At 70.4% G+C, this 19,572-nt stretch carries 20 protein-coding genes; all 20 read right to left on the bottom strand.

The window, feature by feature from the left end:
* Positions 1-147: 147 nt before the first annotated feature.
* On the bottom strand, positions 148-843 hold the full coding sequence (nucS, locus tag AB0I32_RS26270; RefSeq protein ID WP_357511490.1) for an endonuclease NucS: 696 nt from the start codon (positions 841-843) through the stop codon (positions 148-150).
* Positions 843-1,268, bottom strand: coding sequence for a DUF2550 domain-containing protein (locus tag AB0I32_RS26265; RefSeq protein WP_357511488.1), 426 nt, complete (start codon positions 1,266-1,268; stop codon positions 843-845). Before AB0I32_RS26265 ends, nucS begins: the two co-directional genes overlap by 1 nt.
* A gap of 12 nt (positions 1,269-1,280) precedes the next feature.
* Positions 1,281-1,541 carry a F0F1 ATP synthase subunit epsilon gene (locus tag AB0I32_RS26260; RefSeq protein WP_357511486.1) on the bottom strand — a complete coding sequence of 87 codons (261 nt, stop codon included), beginning with the start codon at positions 1,539-1,541 and terminating at the stop codon, positions 1,281-1,283.
* 103 nt (positions 1,542-1,644) lie between these two features.
* Positions 1,645-3,120 carry a F0F1 ATP synthase subunit beta gene (gene atpD / locus AB0I32_RS26255; protein WP_357511484.1) on the bottom strand — a complete coding sequence of 492 codons (1,476 nt, stop codon included), beginning with the start codon at positions 3,118-3,120 and terminating at the stop codon, positions 1,645-1,647.
* A 58-nt stretch (positions 3,121-3,178) separates the two neighbouring features.
* On the bottom strand, positions 3,179-4,072 hold the full coding sequence (locus AB0I32_RS26250; protein ID WP_357511482.1) for a F0F1 ATP synthase subunit gamma: 894 nt from the start codon (positions 4,070-4,072) through the stop codon (positions 3,179-3,181).
* Positions 4,073-4,075: 3 nt separating this feature from the next.
* The gene (atpA, locus tag AB0I32_RS26245) at positions 4,076-5,704 is read right to left on the bottom strand and encodes a F0F1 ATP synthase subunit alpha (protein ID WP_357511480.1); all 1,629 of its coding nucleotides are present in this window, start codon (positions 5,702-5,704) and stop codon (positions 4,076-4,078) included.
* 56 nt (positions 5,705-5,760) lie between these two features.
* A complete protein-coding gene (locus AB0I32_RS26240) occupies positions 5,761-6,573 on the bottom strand; it encodes a F0F1 ATP synthase subunit delta (RefSeq protein WP_357511478.1) in 813 nt (270 codons plus the stop codon).
* On the bottom strand, positions 6,573-7,151 hold the full coding sequence (locus AB0I32_RS26235) for a F0F1 ATP synthase subunit B (RefSeq protein WP_357511476.1): 579 nt from the start codon (positions 7,149-7,151) through the stop codon (positions 6,573-6,575). Before AB0I32_RS26235 ends, AB0I32_RS26240 begins: the two co-directional genes overlap by 1 nt.
* The gene (locus tag AB0I32_RS26230; RefSeq protein ID WP_357511474.1) at positions 7,151-7,384 is read right to left on the bottom strand and encodes an ATP synthase F0 subunit C; all 234 of its coding nucleotides are present in this window, start codon (positions 7,382-7,384) and stop codon (positions 7,151-7,153) included. Before AB0I32_RS26230 ends, AB0I32_RS26235 begins: the two co-directional genes overlap by 1 nt.
* Before the next feature lie 122 nt (positions 7,385-7,506).
* Positions 7,507-8,400, bottom strand: a complete 894-nt coding sequence (gene atpB / locus AB0I32_RS26225; RefSeq protein ID WP_357511472.1) for a F0F1 ATP synthase subunit A — start codon at positions 8,398-8,400, stop codon at positions 7,507-7,509.
* A gap of 136 nt (positions 8,401-8,536) precedes the next feature.
* On the bottom strand, positions 8,537-8,989 hold the full coding sequence (locus AB0I32_RS26220; protein ID WP_357511470.1) for a hypothetical protein: 453 nt from the start codon (positions 8,987-8,989) through the stop codon (positions 8,537-8,539).
* On the bottom strand, positions 8,986-10,293 hold the full coding sequence (locus AB0I32_RS26215; RefSeq protein WP_357511468.1) for an MraY family glycosyltransferase: 1,308 nt from the start codon (positions 10,291-10,293) through the stop codon (positions 8,986-8,988). Before AB0I32_RS26215 ends, AB0I32_RS26220 begins: the two co-directional genes overlap by 4 nt.
* Positions 10,290-11,003, bottom strand: a complete 714-nt coding sequence (locus AB0I32_RS26210; protein ID WP_357511466.1) for an L-threonylcarbamoyladenylate synthase — start codon at positions 11,001-11,003, stop codon at positions 10,290-10,292. The genes AB0I32_RS26215 and AB0I32_RS26210 overlap by 4 nt, the downstream gene beginning before the upstream one ends.
* 51 nt (positions 11,004-11,054) lie before the next feature.
* The gene (gene prmC, locus AB0I32_RS26205) at positions 11,055-12,029 is read right to left on the bottom strand and encodes a peptide chain release factor N(5)-glutamine methyltransferase (protein WP_357511464.1); all 975 of its coding nucleotides are present in this window, start codon (positions 12,027-12,029) and stop codon (positions 11,055-11,057) included.
* 84 nt (positions 12,030-12,113) lie between these two features.
* Positions 12,114-13,205 (bottom strand): peptide chain release factor 1, encoded by a 1,092-nt coding sequence (gene prfA / locus AB0I32_RS26200; protein ID WP_357511462.1) that lies wholly within the window; start codon positions 13,203-13,205, stop codon positions 12,114-12,116.
* Between the two features lie 169 nt (positions 13,206-13,374).
* The gene (gene rpmE / locus AB0I32_RS26195) at positions 13,375-13,593 is read right to left on the bottom strand and encodes a 50S ribosomal protein L31 (RefSeq protein WP_116676698.1); all 219 of its coding nucleotides are present in this window, start codon (positions 13,591-13,593) and stop codon (positions 13,375-13,377) included.
* A 124-nt stretch (positions 13,594-13,717) separates the two neighbouring features.
* Positions 13,718-15,646 carry a transcription termination factor Rho gene (rho, locus tag AB0I32_RS26190; protein WP_357511460.1) on the bottom strand — a complete coding sequence of 643 codons (1,929 nt, stop codon included), beginning with the start codon at positions 15,644-15,646 and terminating at the stop codon, positions 13,718-13,720.
* 299 nt (positions 15,647-15,945) lie between these two features.
* Entirely contained in the window at positions 15,946-16,962 is a 1,017-nt protein-coding gene (gene thrB, locus AB0I32_RS26185; RefSeq protein WP_357511458.1) for a homoserine kinase, read from the bottom strand.
* Positions 16,962-18,077 carry a threonine synthase gene (thrC, locus tag AB0I32_RS26180; protein ID WP_357511494.1) on the bottom strand — a complete coding sequence of 372 codons (1,116 nt, stop codon included), beginning with the start codon at positions 18,075-18,077 and terminating at the stop codon, positions 16,962-16,964. The genes thrB and thrC overlap by 1 nt, the downstream gene beginning before the upstream one ends.
* A gap of 13 nt (positions 18,078-18,090) precedes the next feature.
* Positions 18,091-19,383, bottom strand: a complete 1,293-nt coding sequence (locus AB0I32_RS26175; protein WP_357511492.1) for a homoserine dehydrogenase — start codon at positions 19,381-19,383, stop codon at positions 18,091-18,093.
* Positions 19,384-19,572: the final 189 nt, after the last annotated feature.

The raw sequence follows: 19,572 nt of genomic DNA, 5'->3' as shown, positions 1-19,572 counted from the left end.
ATCCGGCGCCACCTCGACGGCTGGACGCGGGTGGCGGAGGCCGGGTGGCGCGCCGCTGCCGGATCGCCCGACCTCCGAGCAGGGCGGCGACCCTGACCCGGTCTCGACGAGCCCGACCACCGGTCAGGTCATCGACCAACGGTCAGGTCAGAAGAGGCGGGTGGTCGGGTCGTCCGCGCCCCGCATGGTGTCGTAGTCCAGCAGCAGGGTGGTGATGCCCCTGTCGTGGGCCAGGACGCGGGCCTGCGGCTTGATCTCCTGGGCGGCGTACACGCCGCGCACCGGGGCCAGCATCGGGTCGCGGTTCAGCAGGTCCAGGTACCGCGTGAGCTGCTCGACGCCGTCGATGTCACCGCGGCGCTTGATCTCCACCGCGACCGACGCGCCGGCGGCGTCGCGCGCGAGGATGTCGACCGGGCCGATGGCCGTGGGGTACTCGCGGCGGACCAGCGTGTGCCCGGCGCCCAGCAGGACGATCTGCTCGGCGAGCAGCTCCTGCAGGTGCGCCTCCACGCCGTCCTTCACCAGGCCCGGGTCGATGCCCAGGTCGTGCGCGGAGTCGTGGTGCACGGTGAACAGCTCGACCTCGAGCCGGTCGTCCGACTTGGCGTGCTGGACGGTCCACACCTCGGTGACGCCGCGCTCGGCGGCCTCCTCGGAGGGTTCGCGCACCGCGAGGGTGCACGGGGGGCTCATCCAGTTCAGCGGCTTGTACGAGCCGCCGTCGGAGTGGATGAGCACGCTTCCGTCGGCCTTGACCACGAGCAGCCGGGTAGCCGGCGGGAGCATCGCGGTCAGGCGGCCCGTGTAGAGGGCGGAGCAGTCGGCGACGACCAGCCGCATCAGAGAACCAGATCCTGTCGTCCGGGAGGGGCGGCCTCGAGCCAGGAGGCGAGGCCGAAGTAGTCGCCGGCAGCGAGGTCGAGCTCGAAGTCGAGCCCGTCGTACCGGCACTGGACGAGGTAGTGGTCACCCTGACCACGCTCGTCCGGGTCGAGCGGGGTGCGACCGGTCACGGTGAGCCGCTCCCGGTACCACGTGCGGGCCGGACGGGGCGACAGCGACCAGCACCGCCACCACTCGATCCGGCCCACCGCGTACTGCGCGATGCCCGGCGTCCAGGAACCCTCGGGGTTACCGGTCGGCCGGGCACTGCAGTTGAACGAACCCACCCTGCGGGAGAGCGTCCGCAGACGGGAGATACCCGCTGCGAGCACCAGCGCGAGCGCGCCGAGCACCGCTATCGCGATCCAAATGACGCCCGGCACTCGCGCTCTCCCTCAGACCAGGGAGATCTCGTCGACCACAAGGGTGACGAGGTTGTTGTCCACGGACACGAAACCACCGGTGACCTGCGCCTCAACGGCCGTCCCCGACACTGTGTCCACCTTGATCACGCCCGGGCGAAGCACAGCCAGCAGCGGCGTGTGGTTCGCCAGGATGCCGATCTGCCCGTCCGCGGACGGCGCGCTCACCTGCGTCGCCGCACCGCTCCAGACCTTGCGGTCCCTGGACACGAGGTCCACGCTCAGCTCTGCCACGAGAGCTCCTTCCGATGTAGCGGGCGCGATGCCGTCCCTGCCGGACTGCCTGATTCTGGCATGCCCGGCGGGACGGCATCACGCACGGAGGATGGACGAAGCCTCAGGCCCCGTACTCCTTCTGGATCCGTGCCCAGTTCTCCTCGAGCATCTCGAGGCCACCGATGTTGTAGAAGGCCTGCTCGGCGATGTGGTCGAACTCGCCGTCAGCGATCTTCTTGAATGCCTCGATGGTCTCCGACAGAGGCACCGTCGAGCCCACCACACCGGTGAACTTCTCCGCCATGTACGTGTTCTGGGAGAGGAACTGCTCGATACGGCGGGCACGCCCGACGACCGTCTTGTCCTCTTCCGAGAGCTCGTCCACACCGAGGATGGCGATGATGTCCTGCAGCTCCTTGTTGCGCTGCAGGATCGACTTCACGCGCGTCGCGACGTCGTAGTGCTCCTGGCCCACGTAACGCGGGTCGAGGATGCGGGACGTCGAGGCCAGCGGGTCGATCGCCGGGTACAGACCCTTCGACGCGATCTCTCGGGAGAGCTCGGTCGTCGCGTCCAGGTGGGCGAACGTCGTGGCCGGGGCCGGGTCGGTGTAGTCGTCAGCAGGCACGTAGATGGCCTGCAGCGACGTGATGGAGTGACCACGCGTCGAGGTGATGCGCTCCTGGAGGAGGCCCATCTCGTCGGCCAGGTTCGGCTGGTAGCCCACGGCGGACGGCATACGGCCGAGCAGCGTGGAGACCTCGGAACCGGCCTGCGTGAAGCGGAAGATGTTGTCGATGAAGAGCAGCACGTCCTGCTGCTGCACGTCACGGAAGTACTCCGCCATCGTCAGGGCCGACAGGGCCACGCGCAGACGCGTGCCCGGCGGCTCGTCCATCTGGCCGAAGACGAGGGCGGTCTTGTCGAAGACGCCCGCCTCGTCCATCTCGGCGATCAGGTCGTTGCCCTCACGGGTGCGCTCGCCGACACCGGCGAACACCGACACACCACCGTGGTCCTGGGCGACACGCTGGATCATCTCCTGGATGAGGACCGTCTTGCCGACGCCCGCACCACCGAAGAGACCGATCTTGCCACCCTGGACGTACGGGGTGAGCAGGTCGATGGACTTGATGCCCGTCTCGAACATCGTCGTCTTCGACTCGAGCTGGTCGAAGGCGGGCGCCTTGCGGTGGATCGGCCAGCGCTCGGTGACCTCGAACTTCTCGCCCTCGGCGAGGTTCAGGACGTCGCCGGTCACGTTGAAGACCCGGCCCTTGGTGATGTCACCGACGGGCACGCTGATGGGCTCGCCCGTGTCGGTCACCACGGCGCCGCGGACCAGGCCGTCGGTCGGCTTCAGGGCGATGGCGCGCACGAGGGAGTCACCCAGGTGCTGCTCGACCTCGAGCGTCAGCACGGACTTGTTCTCGCCCTTGCCGGACAGGTCGATCTCGACGGTCAGCGCGTTGTAGATCTCAGGGATCGCGTCATCGGGGAACTCGATGTCCACGACGGGTCCGATCACCCGAGCGACCCGGCCGGTGCCGGGCCCGCTCGTGTGCTCGACCGTGGATTCCACGGTGGTGGCGGTCATACTTGCCTCGCTTCGGTGGGCCGGAGGGTCCTCCGGCGGGGAGTCTTTTCGGGTCTGTTCAGGACGCCAGGGCGTCGGCACCGGAGACGATCTCGCTGATCTCCTGGGTGATGTCCGCCTGACGTGCCTGGTTGGCCAGTCGGGTGTACGTGCGGATCAGGTCCTCGGCGTTGTCCGTCGCCGTGTGCATGGCCCGCTGACGGGCAGCGAGCTCGGACGCGGCGGCGTCGAGCAGCATCGCGTAGATGCGCTGCTCGATGTAGCGCGGGAGCAGCTCGTCCAGCACGGCCTCGGGCGACGGCTCGAAGTCGTAGAGCGGCAGGGCCTCGTGCTCGTCGGCCTCGGACACGCCCTCGACCACCTCGAGCGGCAGCATGCGCACCACGCGGGCCCGCTGCGACACCATGTTGACGAACAGCGTGGAGACCACGTGCAGCTCGCTGACGCCGCCGTCGGGCTCCTCCGCGAGGAACACCTCGAGCAGCGTCTCGGCGATGTCCCGAGCCGCCTCGGGCGTCGGCTTCTCCGAGCCGTACGACCAGCTCTTGGCGATGTCCCGCCCGCGGAACGTGTAGTACGCGATCGCACGGCGGCCGGCCACGTACAGCACGACCTCCTTGCCCTCGGCGGTCAGCTGCCCGATGAGCTTCTCGGCCTCGCGGACGATCGCCATCGGGTAGGAGCCGGCCATGCCCGCGTCGGAGGAGACGACGAGCACCGCTGCGCGGTTGCCGCCCTCCTCCTGCGTGAGCGGGTGGTCGATGTCCGTGTGCGACGCGACAGCCGACACCGCACGGGTGATCGCCTGTGCGTACGGCGCCGCCGCCGCAGCCGCCGCGCGAGCCTTGCCGATGCGGGACGCGGCGATCAGCTCACGCGCGCGGAAGATCTTCTTCAGCGACTGCGTCGACTTGATCCGCGCCTTGTAGACGCGCTGAGCTCCACCGGCCACGGGTCAGGCCTTCTTCTTGACGACGATCTGCGCCTGCTCGACGTCGACGGGGCCGTCCTCGGTGCTGCCACCGACGAGCGGCGTGCCGTCGCTCTTCTGGAAGCCCGCCCGGAAGTCGTCCACGGCGGCGCTCAGCGCCTCCTCCGTGTCGGACTCCAGCTTGCCGGACTTGAGGATCGTCTCCAGGACGTCGGTCTTGCGGCGCAGGTGGTCCAGCAGCTCGGACTCGAACCGCTTGACGTCCTCGACCGCGACGTCGTCGAGCTTGCCCTTGGTACCGGCCCACACGGACGCGACCTGGTCCTCGACCGCGTACGGCGAGTACTGGGGCTGCTTGAGCAGCTCCGTCAGGACGGCGCCGCGCTGCAGCTGTGCGCGGGACGCCGCGTCGAGGTCGGACGCGAACATCGCGAACGCCTCGAGCGAGCGGAACTGCGCCAGCTCCAGCTTGAGCGTGCCGGAGACCTTCTTCATGGCCTTGATCTGCGCGTCACCACCGACTCGGGAGACCGAGATACCGACGTCCACGGCGGGACGCTGGTCGGCGTTGAACAGGTCGGACTGCAGGAAGATCTGACCGTCCGTGATGGAGATGACGTTCGTCGGGATGTACGCCGAGACGTCGTTCGCCTTGGTCTCGATGATCGGCAGACCGGTCATCGAGCCCGCGCCCAGCTCGTCCGAGAGCTTCGCACAACGCTCGAGCAGACGGGAGTGCAGGTAGAAGACGTCACCCGGGTAGGCCTCGCGGCCCGGCGGGCGGCGCAGCAGCAGCGACACGGCACGGTAGGCCTCGGCCTGCTTCGACAGGTCGTCGAAGATGATCAGGACGTGCTTGCCCTGGTACATCCAGTGCTGGCCGATGGCCGAGCCGGTGTACGGCGCGAGGTACTTGAAGCCTGCCGGGTCGGACGCCGGAGCCGCGACGATCGTCGTGTACTCCAGGGCGCCGGCCTCCTCGAGGGCGCCACGCACGGCGGCGATGGTCGAACCCTTCTGGCCGATGGCGACGTAGATGCAGCGGACCTGCTGCTTCGGGTCGCCGCTCTCCCAGTTCGCCTTCTGGTTGATGATCGTGTCGACCGCGATCGCCGTCTTGCCCGTCTGGCGGTCGCCGATGATCAGCTGACGCTGACCACGGCCGATCGGGATCATCGAGTCGATCGCCTTGATGCCGGTCTGCAGCGGCTCGTGCACCGACTTGCGCTGCATGACGCCGGGCGCCTGCAGCTCGAGGGCACGGACCGCGTCCGTCTCGATGGCGCCGAGGCCGTCGATGGGGGTACCCAGCGGGTCGACCACGCGGCCGAGGTAGCCCTCGCCCACGGGGACCGAGAGCACCTCACCGGTACGACGGACCTCCTGGCCCTCCTCGATGCCGGTGAACTCGCCGAGGACGACCACACCGATCTCGCGGACATCCAGGTTCTGCGCGAGTCCGAGCGTGCCGTCCTCGAAGCGCAGCAGCTCGTTCGCCATCACGCCAGGGAGGCCCTCGACGCGGGCGATGCCGTCCGCTGCGTACGAGACGCGGCCCACCTCTTCGGCGACCGCTTCCTGGGGCTCGTAGGACTTCACGAAGCTGTCCAGCGCGGCCCGGACCTCGTCCGGCCGGATCGTCAGCTCAGCCATTGCTTATCTCCTGTCGTGGCCGCGAAAGCCGCGGCGGAAGGTTCTTGTTCACGTATTCAGCCGGCCAGACGACGCGAGGCGTCAGCAAGGCGCGACAGGACAGTGGAGTCGACGACGTCCGCGCCGACCTGGATGCGCATGCCCCCGACGACCGCCGGGTCCACGGTGACGTTCAGCTGCACGGGCTTCCCGTACGAGCGCTCGAGCAGCGCGCCGAGGCGCTGCTCCTGCTCGCGGGTGAGCACCGTCGCGCTCGTCACGGAGGCGACGAGGCGCTTGCGACGCTCCGCCGCGACCTCGCCGAACCAACCGAGCGTCTGCACGAAGCGACGGCCACGCAGCGACGACGTCGCCCGCCTGGCCAGGCTCTGGGTCACGGTGTCGACCTTGCCGCCGACCAGCGCGTCCACGAGCGCCACCCGGCGCTCGGGAGCCGTGGTGGCGTCCGAGAGGACCTGCTTGGCCTCACGCTGGCCGCCGAGCGACCGGGTGAGCCGGAACAGCTCGTCCTCCACCGTCTCGAGCGCCCCGCGCGCCTCGGCGGACGCCAGCACGGCGTCCACACCGAGACGCTCGATGGCGTCGGCCAGGTCCGCGTCGCTCGCCCAGCGTGACCGGACGAGTCCGGACACCAGGTCGACCACGCGCTCGTCGAAACCGCTCAGCAGGCCGGCCACCAGGCCGGCCTTGGCCTCGCCCTCGCGGGAGGGGTCGGCGAGCGAGCGGCGCAGCGCAGCGGAGTCGTCCAGCGCCGACACCATGGTGAGCAGCTGCTCACCCAGCGTCAGTGCGTCCGCACCCGCGGCACGCAGCACCGGCTCGAAGCGCTCCTGCGCCGCCGTCAGCGATGCCCCGCTCGATCCCCGCATCACGCCTCCTTGTTGCTTGCCACGGCCTGGCTTGCCTCGAGCTCGTCGAGGAAGCGGTCCACCACGCGCGACTGACGGGCAGAGTCCTCGAGGGACTCGCCCACGATCTTCGACGCGAGGTCGGTCGCGAGCGCGCCGACCTCGTTGCGCAGGGACACGGACGCGGCCTGTCGGTCGGCCTCGATCTGGCGACGGGCGGTCTCGGTGATCCGCTCCGCCTCCTCGCTCGCCTTGGTACGGAGCTCCTTGATGATGGCGGTGCCCTCGGCACGCGCCTCCTCACGGACCTGCGCAGCGTCGGCGCGGGCCTCGGCGAGCAGCTGCTGCTGCTGTGCCAGGGCCTCGTCGGCCTGCTTCTGGGCTGCCTCAGCCTTTTCGATACCGCCCTCGATGAGGGCCGAGCGCTCGTCGAGCACCCTGTTCATCTGGGGCAGGATCATCTTGTAGAACGCGACGGCGATGATCACGAGGACCACTGCCGACCAGAACAGGTCGTAACCGGCGGGCAGGAACAGCTCGATGCCCTGCGGCCCCTCCGTCTGCGCCGCTACCACGGCGGCGCTTGAGTGCGCCGCCATCACTGGAAGAGGAAGCCTGCGACGAGACCGAGGAGCGCGAGCACCTCGACGAACGCGACACCCAGGAACATGGTGGCGCGGAGCTGACCGGCAACCTCGGGCTGGCGGGCCATGCCCTCGATCGTCTTGCCGATGAGGATACCGAGGCCGATACCGGGGCCCGTCGCGGCCAGGCCGTAGCCGATCGCGTTCAGGTTGCCGTTGACCTCAGCGAGAATGTTGGTGGCGTCCACTTGCGTCTTCCTTCCGTTGGGCGCCGGACCGGTCGGTGCGGCGTCGCGTGGTGTGCGAAGGCGTTACTGCGCCCGTCGCAGTTGTTACAGGGGTAGCTTGAAGCGCTGCCCGGAGGAGCGAATCAGTGCTCCTCCTCCAGCGACATGTTGATGTAGACCGCGGCCAGCAGCGCGAAGATGTACGCCTGCAGGAATGCGACCAGAAGCTCGAAGAGGGTCATGAAGATGCCCGCCGGGAGCGTGAGCACCCCAAAGACCATCAGACCGGAGCCGGCCGAGTCCACGAGGAAGAACTGCGTGGCTGCGAAGCAGAGCACCAGCATGATGTGGCCGGCGACCATGTTGGCCACGAGTCGCACCATGAGCGAGCCCGGGCGGATGATCAGGATCTGCAGCAGCTCGATCGGCGTCAGGATGAAGTAGATCGGCCACGGCACGCCGGGCGGGAACAGGTTCGCCTTGAGATACCCACCCAGGCCGTGCTTGCGGATGCCGACGGCCCAGTAGGTGACGAACACCCAGAGTGCGAGGAGCAGCGGCACGCCGATACGCGAGGTAGCGGCCAGGTTCAGCCCCGGGATCACACCCGTGAGGTTGAACGCCAGGATGGTGACGAAGATGGTGGTGAGCATGGGCAGAAAACGCTTGGCGTTCTCCTTGCCCAGGATCTCCTCGCCGATCTGCACCCGGACAAAGCCCAGGATGTACTCGACGCCTGCCTGGAACCGACCCGGCACCACCTTCGCCCGGCGGGCCGCGATCACGAAGATCGACAGCAGCACCAGGGTGGCGATGATCCGGATGATCCAGAGGCGATCTATCTGGAAGATGGTGCCCTCGAAGAGGATTGCCGACGGGAAGAAGTCGGAGATCGACGGCGTGTGGAAGCCGCCCTCACCCTCGTGGCCTTCAGTGGCGGCGAGGATTACGGACGTCGCATACGTGGACAGGAGGACTCCCAGGTGGTCATTAGGCCCAGCGCGCGTCACCGCAAAGGGGCGGAACGGGCGCGCCATCGGGCCTGGCCGTCATGGATTCAGTCGTAAGCCTAACCTATGTCCCACCCGGAATCGGCCGGATAACCGCATGGCAGGGCCCCTTGTGACTTATTGCGCAACCGCGTGCGGCTCGCTGTCCGCGCCTGATGGCGCGTCAGGCCCCTGCTTCGGGGTCGACGTACGTGACCCGACCGTTCTTGACCGCGCGATAGTCGAGCAGTGCCGACCCCACTGCCCCGAGCAGAAGCACCACGAACAGGACGACGCGGTCGTAGAAGTCGAACCGGGTCAGCACGGCGAGGACAGCGACGAGGACCACCATCTTGGCGATCCAGCTGCCCATCACCACTGCGCCCATCGCGGTCGCGCCCTTGCCGACCGTGTAGAGCATCGACCACACCGTCGTCGCGCAGAAGAACGCGGCGAGCGCGGCGCCAATCAGGCCGCCCCAGAGCCCCGGCTGTCCTGCGACCAGAAGGCCGACCAGCGAGCCAAGGACCGCGAGCCCCGCCACGAGGATCAGGCAGTCGCGCAGGGCCGTGCGCAGCACCGCCCGCTCGGCAGCGCCTCGGGGGGCGCTGGGTGCGTCAGGTACCTGCTCGGTCATTCGATGGTCTCCTTGGTCTTGGACGCGGCACCCTGGTGAGCGACGCTCTGGCGGGACCCGCTCTGCGGAACGACGACCTGCGGAACGACGACCTGCGGAACGACGACCTGGACCGGCACCTTGGCCTCGAGGCTGACGCCTGCCGTGGCAGCGGCACCGACCGCCGCGGGAACCTTCGGCGTCTGGCCCGAGAGCGCGGCGACGTCGTCGTCCAGGAAGCGGCCGCGGTGGCGCAGCGGGCCAAGGGTGGCCAGCAGTGCGAGCACCACGAACACGGCGGTCCAGATCAGCACGATCTCCCAGTCCCACCGCACGAGCGCCGCGGCGCTGAACGCGAACACGGCGGTCCACACGTACAGGATCACCACGGCGCGGCGGTGGGAGTGGCCGAGGGCCAGCATCCGGTGGTGCAGGTGCATCCGGTCGGGTGCCATCGGCGACTTGCCCGCCGCGAGCCGCCGGATGACGGCCAGCCCCATGTCGAGCAGCGGCAGCATGAGCACCGCCACCGGCAGCAGCAGCGGGATGAAGGCGGGTAGCGCCTGGGCGCCGGTCATGATGCCCGGCGGGATGTTGCCGGTGACGCTGATCGCCGCGCCCGCCATCACCAGGCCGATCAGCATCGACCCGGCGTCACCCATGAAGATGTGCGCGGGGTGGAAGTTGTGCGGCAGGAAGCCGATGCACACCCCCACCATCACGGCGAGGATGACCGAGGGCAGCGTCGCGTAGTCGTCCGCCGAGACCTGCTGGGTGAGCCCGTAGGTGTACAGGAAGAATGCGGTGCCGCCGATCGCGACGATGCCGGCGGCCAGCCCGTCGAGGCCGTCCACGAAGTTCACCGCGTTCATCGCGATGACGATGATCAGCACGGTCACCACGAGCGACATGCGCGACGACGTGATGGTCACGCCCGCGATCGGCATCGTGATGAGCTGGACGCCCTGCAGCGCCATGAAGCCGGCGGCCAGGACCTGGCCCGCGAGCTTGGTCATCCAGTCGAGGTCCCACTTGTCGTCGGCCCAGCCGAGCGCGCACACGATGGCGGCGCCGCCGACGATGCCCCAGACCTGGGGATCGTCGAACACCCCGGACAGGAACGGCATCTGCGAGGCCAGCAGCATCGGCACGACGATGCCGATCAGCATGGCGAGCCCGCCGAGGCGCGGTGTCGGCACGGAGTGCACGTCACGCGCCCGTACGGCGGAGATGGCCGAGGTCCTCATGGCCACCCAGCGGGCAAAAGGCGTGGTCAGGAACGTGACCGCAGCGGCCACGAGCATCAGGAGCAGGTACACCCTCACTCGTCGTCCTCCGCGGCACCGGCCGGGGGATCGATCGGGTCGTCCTCGGGCGACACCTGTACTCCTTCGACGTCGGCGACCGCACGCAGCGCTTCGAGCGACACGGCGCCCTCGCGCACGATGCGCAGCGTCGGGCCTGTCGCGTCCACGATGGTGGAGGCGACACCACCCGGCGCCTCGCCACCGTCGAGGTAGACCGCCACCGAGGCGCCGAGCTGGCGCTCGGCGTCCGCGACGTCCTGCGCGGCCGGGCTGCCCGACTTGTTCGCGCTGGAGACGGCGAGCGGACCGGTGCGCTTGAGCAGGGCGAGGGCCGCGGGGTGGTCCGGCATCCGCAGGGCGACCGTGCCGCCCGTGTCGCCGAGGTCCCACTGCAGCGACGGCTGCGCGCGCAGGATGATCGTGAAACCGCCGGGCCAGAATGCTTCGACGAGCTTGCGGGCGTCGTCGGGCACGTCGATGGCCAGGCCGTCGAGGGTCGCCACCTCGCCCACCAGGACCGGCGGCGGCATCTGCCGGCCGCGGCCCTTGGCCGCGAGGAGCGCGGCGACGGCCGCCTCGTCGAACGCGTCGGCAGCGATGCCGTACACGGTGTCGGTGGGGAGGACCACGAGGCCCCCACGGGAGATCGCATTCACCGCCTCGTCGATCGCCGGGCCCCAGGTCTGCGGGTCGGTGGCGTCGAGCACGGGCTGCACAGGCACACTCACGCGGAACAGTCTTTCACGATCCGGGGGTTCCCTGATGCCCCAGCGGTACCTTCACCGCCCGGGACCGGCACTCCGCTCGGGTCCCAGGCGGCGCGCGACCACCATGCGGTGCCTACCCGTCAGATCCTTGCGGGTCTCGGGCTCGCCGAATACCGGCCTGCCCTCGCCGTCGCGGGCGGCCGCGACCATGTCGCGCGCCGCCTCCGCCTGGACCTCCGCATGCTCCATGACGTACAGCCCGCCGGGTCGCAGCAGCCGTGCCGCGGCGTCCGTGATACCTCGCGGCACCTCCAGCCCGTCCGGTCCCAGCCCGTACAGCGCGACGGCGGGGTCGTGCTCCGCGACCTCGGGATCCACGGGCACGGCATCCGAAGGCACGTACGGCGGGTTCGAGACGACGACGTCGGCCAGCCCGTCGATGCCGTAGAGCGCGGTGCGGGCGTCGCCCTTGACGAGGCGCACTATCCGCTCCGGTGGCGCGCCGGGCTCGGTGTCTTCCTTCGTGCCGGCACTCGCGCTCGCGACCGCGGCGCTCAGGGCGTCGACGTTGCGCTCCGCCCAGGCGTGCGCGTCCTTGTCCAGCTCGACCGCGTGCACCCGCGCGCCGGGCACCTCGGTGGCCACCGCGAGCGCGATCGCCCCGGTGCCGGTGCACAGGTCGACGACGACGGCGCTCCCCTGCTCGCCGACGACCTTGGCGGCCTCGTCGATGGCGACCTGCGCCACCTCCTCGGTCTCGGGGCGCGGCACGAAGACCCCGGGACCCACCGCGAGCTCGAGGTGCCGGAATGCTGCGACCCCGGTCAGGTGCTGCAGGGGCTCGCGGGCGGCCCGCCGGGAGACGAGCCCGGCGAAGACGCCTGCGGCGGAGTCGGGCACCTCACGGCCCAGCACCATCAGGCGCCGCAGCTCGCTCCGGTCAACCCCGAGCGCATGCGCCAGCAGCACCTCGGCGTCCGCCTGGGGTGACGCGACCCCGGCGTCCGCCAGCTCCTCGTAGGCCCACTTCAACAGCTGTGTGCTCACCGCACTCCTCCCCCTGCACCCCAGGACTGCCGCCCGGCCGTCCCACCGAGCAATCCACCGACCAATCCTGCCCTGGCCGGGACCTCACACACCGGACGCCACCGCGAGCCGCGCCGCTTCGTCGGCCTCGATCGCCGACCGCACCACGGCACCGAGGTCGCCGTCGAGCACCTGGTCGAGGTTGTACGCCTTGTACCCGGTGCGGTGGTCCACTATCCGGTTCTCCGGGTAGTTGTACGTCCGGATCCGCTCGGAACGGTCCACCGTGCGGACCTGCGAGCGGCGCAGCTCCGCGGACTCCGCCGCCGCGGCCTCCGCCTGTGCGGCGAGCAGCCGGGCGCGGAGCACACGCATGGCCTGCTCACGGTTCTGCAGCTGCGACTTCTCGTTCTGCATCGAGACGACGATGCCCGTGGGGATGTGCGTGATGCGGACCGCGGAGTCCGTGGTGTTGACGGACTGCCCGCCCGGACCGGACGAGCGGTAGACGTCGATCCGCAGGTCGTTCTGGTCGATCTCGAGCTCGCCCGGGTCGTCGACCTCGGGGAACACGAGCACACCGGCCGCCGACGTGTGGATGCGGCCCTGCGACTCGGTGACCGGCACGCGCTGCACGCGGTGCACGCCGCCCTCGTACTTCAGGCTGTGCCAGACGCCGTCCTCGGGGCCCTGCACGTTCTTCGCCTTGATGGCGACCTGCACGTCCTTGTAGCCGCCCAGGTCGGACGCCGTGGCCTCCAGCAGCTGTGTGGACCAGCCCTGCTGCTCGGCGTAGCGCAGGTACATGCGCAGCAGGTCGCTCGCGAACAGCGCGGACTCCTCGCCGCCCTCGCCCGCCTTGATCTCGAGGATGACGTCGCGGCCGTCGTCCGGGTCGCGGGGCACCAGCACGCGGCGCAGCTTCTCCTCCGCGACCGCCTCCGCCTCCCTGAGGCTCGGCAGCTCCTCGGCGAACGCGGCGTCCTCCGTGGCCAGCTCGGCGGCGGCCTCGGCGTCGTCGTGCGCCTGCTCCCAGGCGCGGTACGCGCCGACCACCTGGTTGAGCTCGGCGTACCGCCGGCCAAGGGTCCGCGCGCGTCCCGCGTCCGCGTGCACGGCAGGGTCGGCAAGCGCCGACTCGATCTCGGCGTGCTCGCTGATCAGCGGCCCGACGGCGGCGAACGACGACTCGGTCACGAGCCCTCCTTGGTTGTGAGCGTGATTCTTGCGGATACCTGCCCGCTCGAGGCGCAAGGGTCGCGCTCACAGCGAGGACAGTCGGAGGGGAAAACAACAGCGCCGGTGGTCCGGTACCCGACTGCCCCTGGAGAGGTTGTCGGGCCGGACCACCGGCGCTGCGAAGTCGCTAGCTGTCGGCGTCCTTCTTGCCGTAGCGCGCCTGGAACCGGGCCACGCGGCCACCGGTGTCCATGATCTTCTGCTTGCCCGTGTAGAACGGGTGGCAGGCGCTGCAGACGTCGGCGCTGATCTTGCCGGACGTCTCGGTGCTGCGCGTCGTGAAGGTGTTACCGCAGGTGCAGGTGACCTCGGTGACGACGTACTCGGGGTGGATTCCAGCCCTCATGTTGCTCCTTGGTGAGATGCCGCTGGGTCGCCCTGCAGAACAGCAGTGACGTGAACCAGCGAGCCAGCAAGTCATTCTGCCACTTCCTCGCCCGTGCGGGCGAGGAAGCGCGGTGTGACGTCCGTCAGACGGTCTCGCCGACGTTGTCGTCCTCCGTGAGACCGCCCGGCGTCGTCTTCTGCACGTGCAGCAGGAACTCGACGTTGGTCTTGGTCTTCCGGAGCTGTCCGAGCAGGAGCTCGGCGGCCTGCGTCTGGTCGAGCGCGCCCATGACGCGGCGCAGCTTGTAGACGATCGCGAGCTCGTCCTTCGACATGAGGATCTCCTCGCGCCGGGTGCTCGAACCGTTGACGTCGATCGCCGGGAAGATGCGCTTCTCGGCAAGGGACCGCGAGAGCCGCAGCTCCATGTTGCCGGTGCCCTTGAACTCCTCGAAGATCACCTCGTCCATCTTCGACCCGGTCTCGACCAGGGCGGTGGCCAGGATGGTCAGCGAGCCGCCGTCCTCGATGTTGCGGGCGGCGCCGAAGAACTTCTTGGGCGGGTAGAGCGCCGCGGCGTCCACACCACCGGACAGGATCCGGCCCGACGCCGGGGCGGCCAGGTTGTAGGCGCGCGACAGGCGGGTGATGCCGTCGAGCAGCACCACGACGTCCTGGCCCAGCTCCACGAGGCGCTTGGCCCGCTCGATGGCGAGCTCGGCGACCAGGGTGTGGTCGGAGGCGTGCCGGTCGAACGTCGAGGAGATGACCTCGCCCTTGACCGAGCGCTCGAAGTCGGTGACCTCTTCCGGCCGCTCGTCGACCAGCACGACCATGAGGTGGACCTCAGGGTTGTTCAGCGAGATCGCGTTGGCGATCTGCTGCATCATCAGCGTCTTGCCGGCCTTGGGCGGCGCGACGATGAGGCCACGCTGGCCCTTGCCGATCGGGGCGACGATGTCGATCACGCGCGGCGTGAGCTTGGTCGCCTCGGGGTTCTCCAGGCGCAGGCGCTCCTGCGGGTACAGCGGCGTCAGCTTGGTGAACTCGGGGCGCTCACGCGCCTCCTCCGGCGTCATGCCGTTCACGGAGTCGAGGCGCACCAGGGCGTTGACCTTGTTGACCTTGGCGTTGCGCCCGGTCGGCTGCTGCGTCGGCAGCTCGTCGCCCTCGCGCGGCTGGCGCACGGCGCCCACGACGGCGTCGCCGCGACGCAGGCCGGCCTTCTTGACCTGGTTCAGCGAGACGTAGACGTCGTTGTTGCCCGGCAGGTACCCGGAGGTCCGCACGAACGCGTAGTTGTCGAGGATGTCCAGGATGCCGGCGACGGGCAGCAGCACGTCGTCCTCGCGCACCTCGGGGACGTTCTCGAGCCCCGCGACGTCCGGGCCCGTGCGTCCGCGACCGCGCTTGCGGTCACGACCCCGGTCCCGGCCACGGCGGCGACGCGAGTTGCGGTCCTCGTCGAGCTCGTTGGCACGCTCGTTGTTCCGCTCGGCGGCACCGGCCGCGGCGGAGGCAGCGCCGGCGGCGCGTGCGTTGCTGCGGTCTGCGCTCCGCTCGTTCGCACGGTCGGTCGCGTTGGCGCGGTCGCCGCCGCGGGTGTTCTGCCGACCGGCCTGGGCGTTACGGCCCTCGCCGGACTTCTCGGCGGTCCCGTCCGGAGCGCTCTGCCCTCGGCTGGCACGGCGCCCGCTGCTCTCGCGCGGGGCGGCGACGGCGTCGGCCAGCTCGGCCAGCCTGGCGGCCTTGTCAGCCTCCGCGTTCGCGTCGGCGCGCACACCCGAGGTGGCGACCCCGGCGGCGGCGACCGGCGCCTCGGCGCGAGCAGGCTTGTCGATGGTGGTGGTGGGCTTCTCGGTAGCGGAGGCGGCACGGACCGGACGCTTCGTCGCGCCGCCCGTCTTCTCGCGGATGGTGTCCACGAGGTCGCTCTTGCGCATCCTGGAAGTGCCCTTCACGCCCAGGTCTCCGGCGAGTGCCTGGAGCTCGGCGAGGCGCATGCTGCTCAGTGCTCCGGTCCCGGCCGCGCGGCCGGCGGCTGACTGAGCGTTTTCGGTGGTGTCTGTCACGAAGGACCCTTCCCCCTCGAACTGCGGCTTGTCGCGTGATCGCGGGCCGCGGGATGTGTGGGCGCCCGGCGCTGAATGACCGGAACGCGGAAAACCTCGCATCCGTGGTACGACGACGACGGCTGACGGGGGCGTTGTCTGCCTTCTCGCGAGATGCGGTGGCCGCTGATCACGGCCTGCAACGGGCACGACCGACCGGCTGAGACTCTGTGAAGCAGCTCCGCCGGCTTAGGTGATGAAGAACCGATGTTGAATCCGAATTCTCGCCACCATGGCTCAGGACGTGCAATCCCGAAGGTTCACTGCATACTACCACCCCGTATAGCTGGTGATCCTGGTAAGACTTGACTCCCCGTTGCACCTGACGACCCGGACGATAGCGCACCCGTGTTACCTGAAATCCTCCGGGCGCGCGCGCCGGTCATGTCGATTCCCGGAGTGAGCCGCCGCCACCCGGCGCTCTCGTCGACGAGGTCCGCGAGGACCGCGTCGCGCCGCTCCCGATGGCCGGGCCCGGCCAGCACGAGGACCGTCGGGCCCGCACCCGAGACCGTGGCAGGCACACCTTCGTCGCGCAGCGCGCGCAGCAGCTCGCTGGACGCCCCGAGCACCGCCGCGCGGTAGGGCTGGTGGAGGCGGTCCTCGGTGGCGTCGAACAGGAGCTCCGGACGCCTGGCCAGGGCCTCCACCAGGAGGGCGGCCCGGCCGGCGGTGAACGCCGCGTCGCCGTGCGACACGTGCTCCGGCAGGGCGGCCCGTGCTCGGGCCGTCGCGAGCCGCGCGTCCGGCACCAGCACGGTGGCCTCGATCGTCGGGTCGACGTCGAGGCCGACGGCACGCGGGCCGTCGTCGGTGGTCCACGCGACGGTGGCGCCGCCCTGGATGGCGGGCGCCGCGTTGTCCGGGTGTCCCTCGAACTCGGTGGCCAGCGCCAGCACCATGGCGGCGTCGATGGCCCGTGGCTCGGCCAGGAGGGCCCGCGCCGCGACGATCCCTGCCACGACCGCCGCGGACGACGACCCGAGCCCCCTGCCGTGCGGGATCACGTTGTGGCAGGTCATGTGGATCCCGGTGGGTACGGCACCGGCGAGGTCCATGGTGCGCCGCAGCGCGCGCACGACCAGGTGGTCCTCCCCGAGGGGCACCTGCCCGGCGCCCTCGCCCTGGACGTCCACCACTACCTCGTCGCTCGCGACGAGGCGTACCTCCACCTCGTCGTACAGCGCGAGTGCCAGTCCGAGGGCGTCGAACCCGGGTCCGAGGTTCGCGCTCGTGGCGGGCACCCGGACCCGCACGTGGTCGGCGCCGAGCTGCATCAGAGGGAGAGGGCGTCGGCGATCGAGACGACGTCGGCGGAGACCCGCACGGGTTCCACCTCGCCGCCGTCGGGCGTGCGCAGCGCCCAGCCCGGGTCCTTGAGCCCGTGGCCGGTCACGGTGATCGTGATGCGCGCGCCCGCGGGCACCAGGCCGCGCTCGTGCCGCGCGAGGAGGCCCGCGACGCCCGCCGCGGAGGCGGGCTCCACGAACACGCCCACCTCGGCGGAGAGGATGCGGTGCGCCGCGAGGATCTGCTCGTCGGTCACCGCCTCGATGACACCGCCGGACGTGTCCCTGGCCTCCTCGGCGAGCTGCCAGGAGGCGGGGTTGCCGATGCGGATGGCGGTGGCGATGGTGTCCGGCTGGTCGATCGGGTGGCCCTTGACGATCGGGGCGGCGCCGGCGGCCTGGAAACCCCACATCGCCGGCGTCCGGCTCGCGGCTCCGGACTCCGCGTACTCCCGGAAGCCCTTCCAGTACGCGGTGATGTTGCCCGCGTTGCCCACGGGCAGGAGGTGGATGTCGGGGGCGTCGCCGAGAGCGTCCACGATCTCGAACGCGGCGGTCTTCTGCCCCTCGATGCGGTCAGGGTTCACGGAGTTCACGAGCTCCACCGGGTGGGTGTCCGCGAGCTTGCGGGCCGCCACGAGGCAGTCGTCGAAGTTGCCGTCGACCTGGAGCAGGCGCGCGCCGTGCGCGACCGCCTGGCTCAGCTTGCCCATGGCGATCTTGCCGTCCGGGACGAGCACCGCGCAGATCATGCCCGCGCGCGTCGCGTACGCGGCGGCCGACGCCGACGTGTTGCCGGTCGACGCGCACACCACCACCCGGGCACCGCGCCCGGCCGCGGCGGAGATCGCGGCGGTCATGCCACGGTCCTTGAACGAGCCGGTCGGGTTCATGCCCTCGACCTTGACGTAGACGTCCGCACCGGTGCGCTCGGACAGCGCGGGCGCGGGCACCAGCGGCGTACCGCCCTCGCCCAGCGTCACGATCTTCTGCTGCACGTGGGCGGGCATGCGGTCGGCGTACTCGGCGATCACGCCGCGCCAGAGGCGCGACGTGGGGGCCGCGCCGGAGGTGGACGGGAGGTTCGGTTCAGCAGGCAGCACAGGAGGCACGGGTTCAGCCTTCGACTCTCAGGACGGACGTGATCTCGCGGACCGGTTCGAGCGTGCGCACCGCCGCGATGGTGGCGGCCAGCGACGCCTCACGGGCGGCGTGGGTGGTCAGGAGCAGCTCGGCGGTGCCCTCGGAGGGCCCAGTCTGGCGCATCGTGTCGATCGACACGCCGTGGTCGCCCACCACCCCCGCGACCTGGGCGAGCACGCCCGGCAGGTCGGCGACGAGGAGGCGGACCTGGTAGCGCGTGACCGCGGCGTCCGCCGGCAGCAGCGGCCGGTCCGCATAGGTGGACTCCTGCGGGCCCTTACCGCCGAGCACCCGGTGGCGCGCCGCGGAGACGACGTCGCCCACGACCGCCGAAGCGGTGGGACGGCCGCCAGCGCCCTGGCCGTAGAACATGAGCGGGCCGGCCGCGTCGGCCTCGACGAAGATCGCGTTGAACGCGCCCTTGACACCCGCCAGCGGGTGCTCCAGCGGCACGAGCGCCGGGTACACCCGTACGGAGACACCCTCGCCGGTCTGCTCGGCGATGGCCAGCAGCTTCACGGCGTGGCCCGTCCGGGCGGCCCAGGCGACGTCGTCGGCGGTGACGCCCGTGATGCCCTCGCGGGCGACGTCGTCGGCGGAGACGCGGGTGTGGAAGGCGAGGCTGGCGAGGATCGCGGCCTTCGCCGCGGCGTCGTACCCCTCGACATCGGCCGTCGGGTCCGCCTCGGCGTAGCCGAGGTCCTGCGCCTGCTTGACCGCCTCATCGAGGCCGAGGCCGCTCGTGGCCATCTGGTCGAGCACGTAGTTCGTGGTGCCGTTGACGATGCCGAGGACACGGCGCACGTGGTCGCCCGCGAGGGACTCCCGCACGGGACGCACGATGGGGATCGCGCCGGCGACCGCTGCCTCGTAGTAGATGTCGACGCCCGCGGAGTCCGCGGCCTTGTAGAGCGTGGGCCCGTCGGCGGCCAGGAGCGCCTTGTTGGCCGTGACGACCGCCGCGCCGCTCTCGATGGCACGCAGCAGCAGGCCGCGCGCGGGCTCGATACCGCCCATCACCTCGATGACGATGTCCGCGCCGTCCACCAGCGAGCCCACGTCCTCCGTCAGGAGCTCACGGGGGATGAAGGCCTCGCGAGGACGGTCCGCGTCGCGGACCGCGATCCCGACGAGCTCCAGCGGGGCGCCGGCACGGGCAGCGAGATCCGCGCCCTGGTCGAGGAGCATCCGGGCCACCTCCGTGCCCACGACGCCACAGCCGAGCAGGGCAACACGCAGCCCGCGTGCGGGCTCGGGAACGTGCACAGGCACAGCGATCCTGCTTTCGTCTTCGGGGAACGGTCCGGTCCGGTGCAAGGTCCACACGGGAGTTCCGGACGTTGCATCAGGGTAACCGGCACCACCCACACGGACTCACCCGTCTCACCCCGAGGCCTGTCGAAGTAGAGCGGGTGTCCGAGTCTCCTGGCGATACCAGGGAGACTCGGACACCCG

This window comes from Promicromonospora sp. NPDC050249, from assembly GCF_040656015.1.
Classification (GTDB): domain Bacteria; phylum Actinomycetota; class Actinomycetes; order Actinomycetales; family Cellulomonadaceae; genus Promicromonospora.
This window is presented reverse-complemented; position numbering and strand designations above follow the sequence as displayed.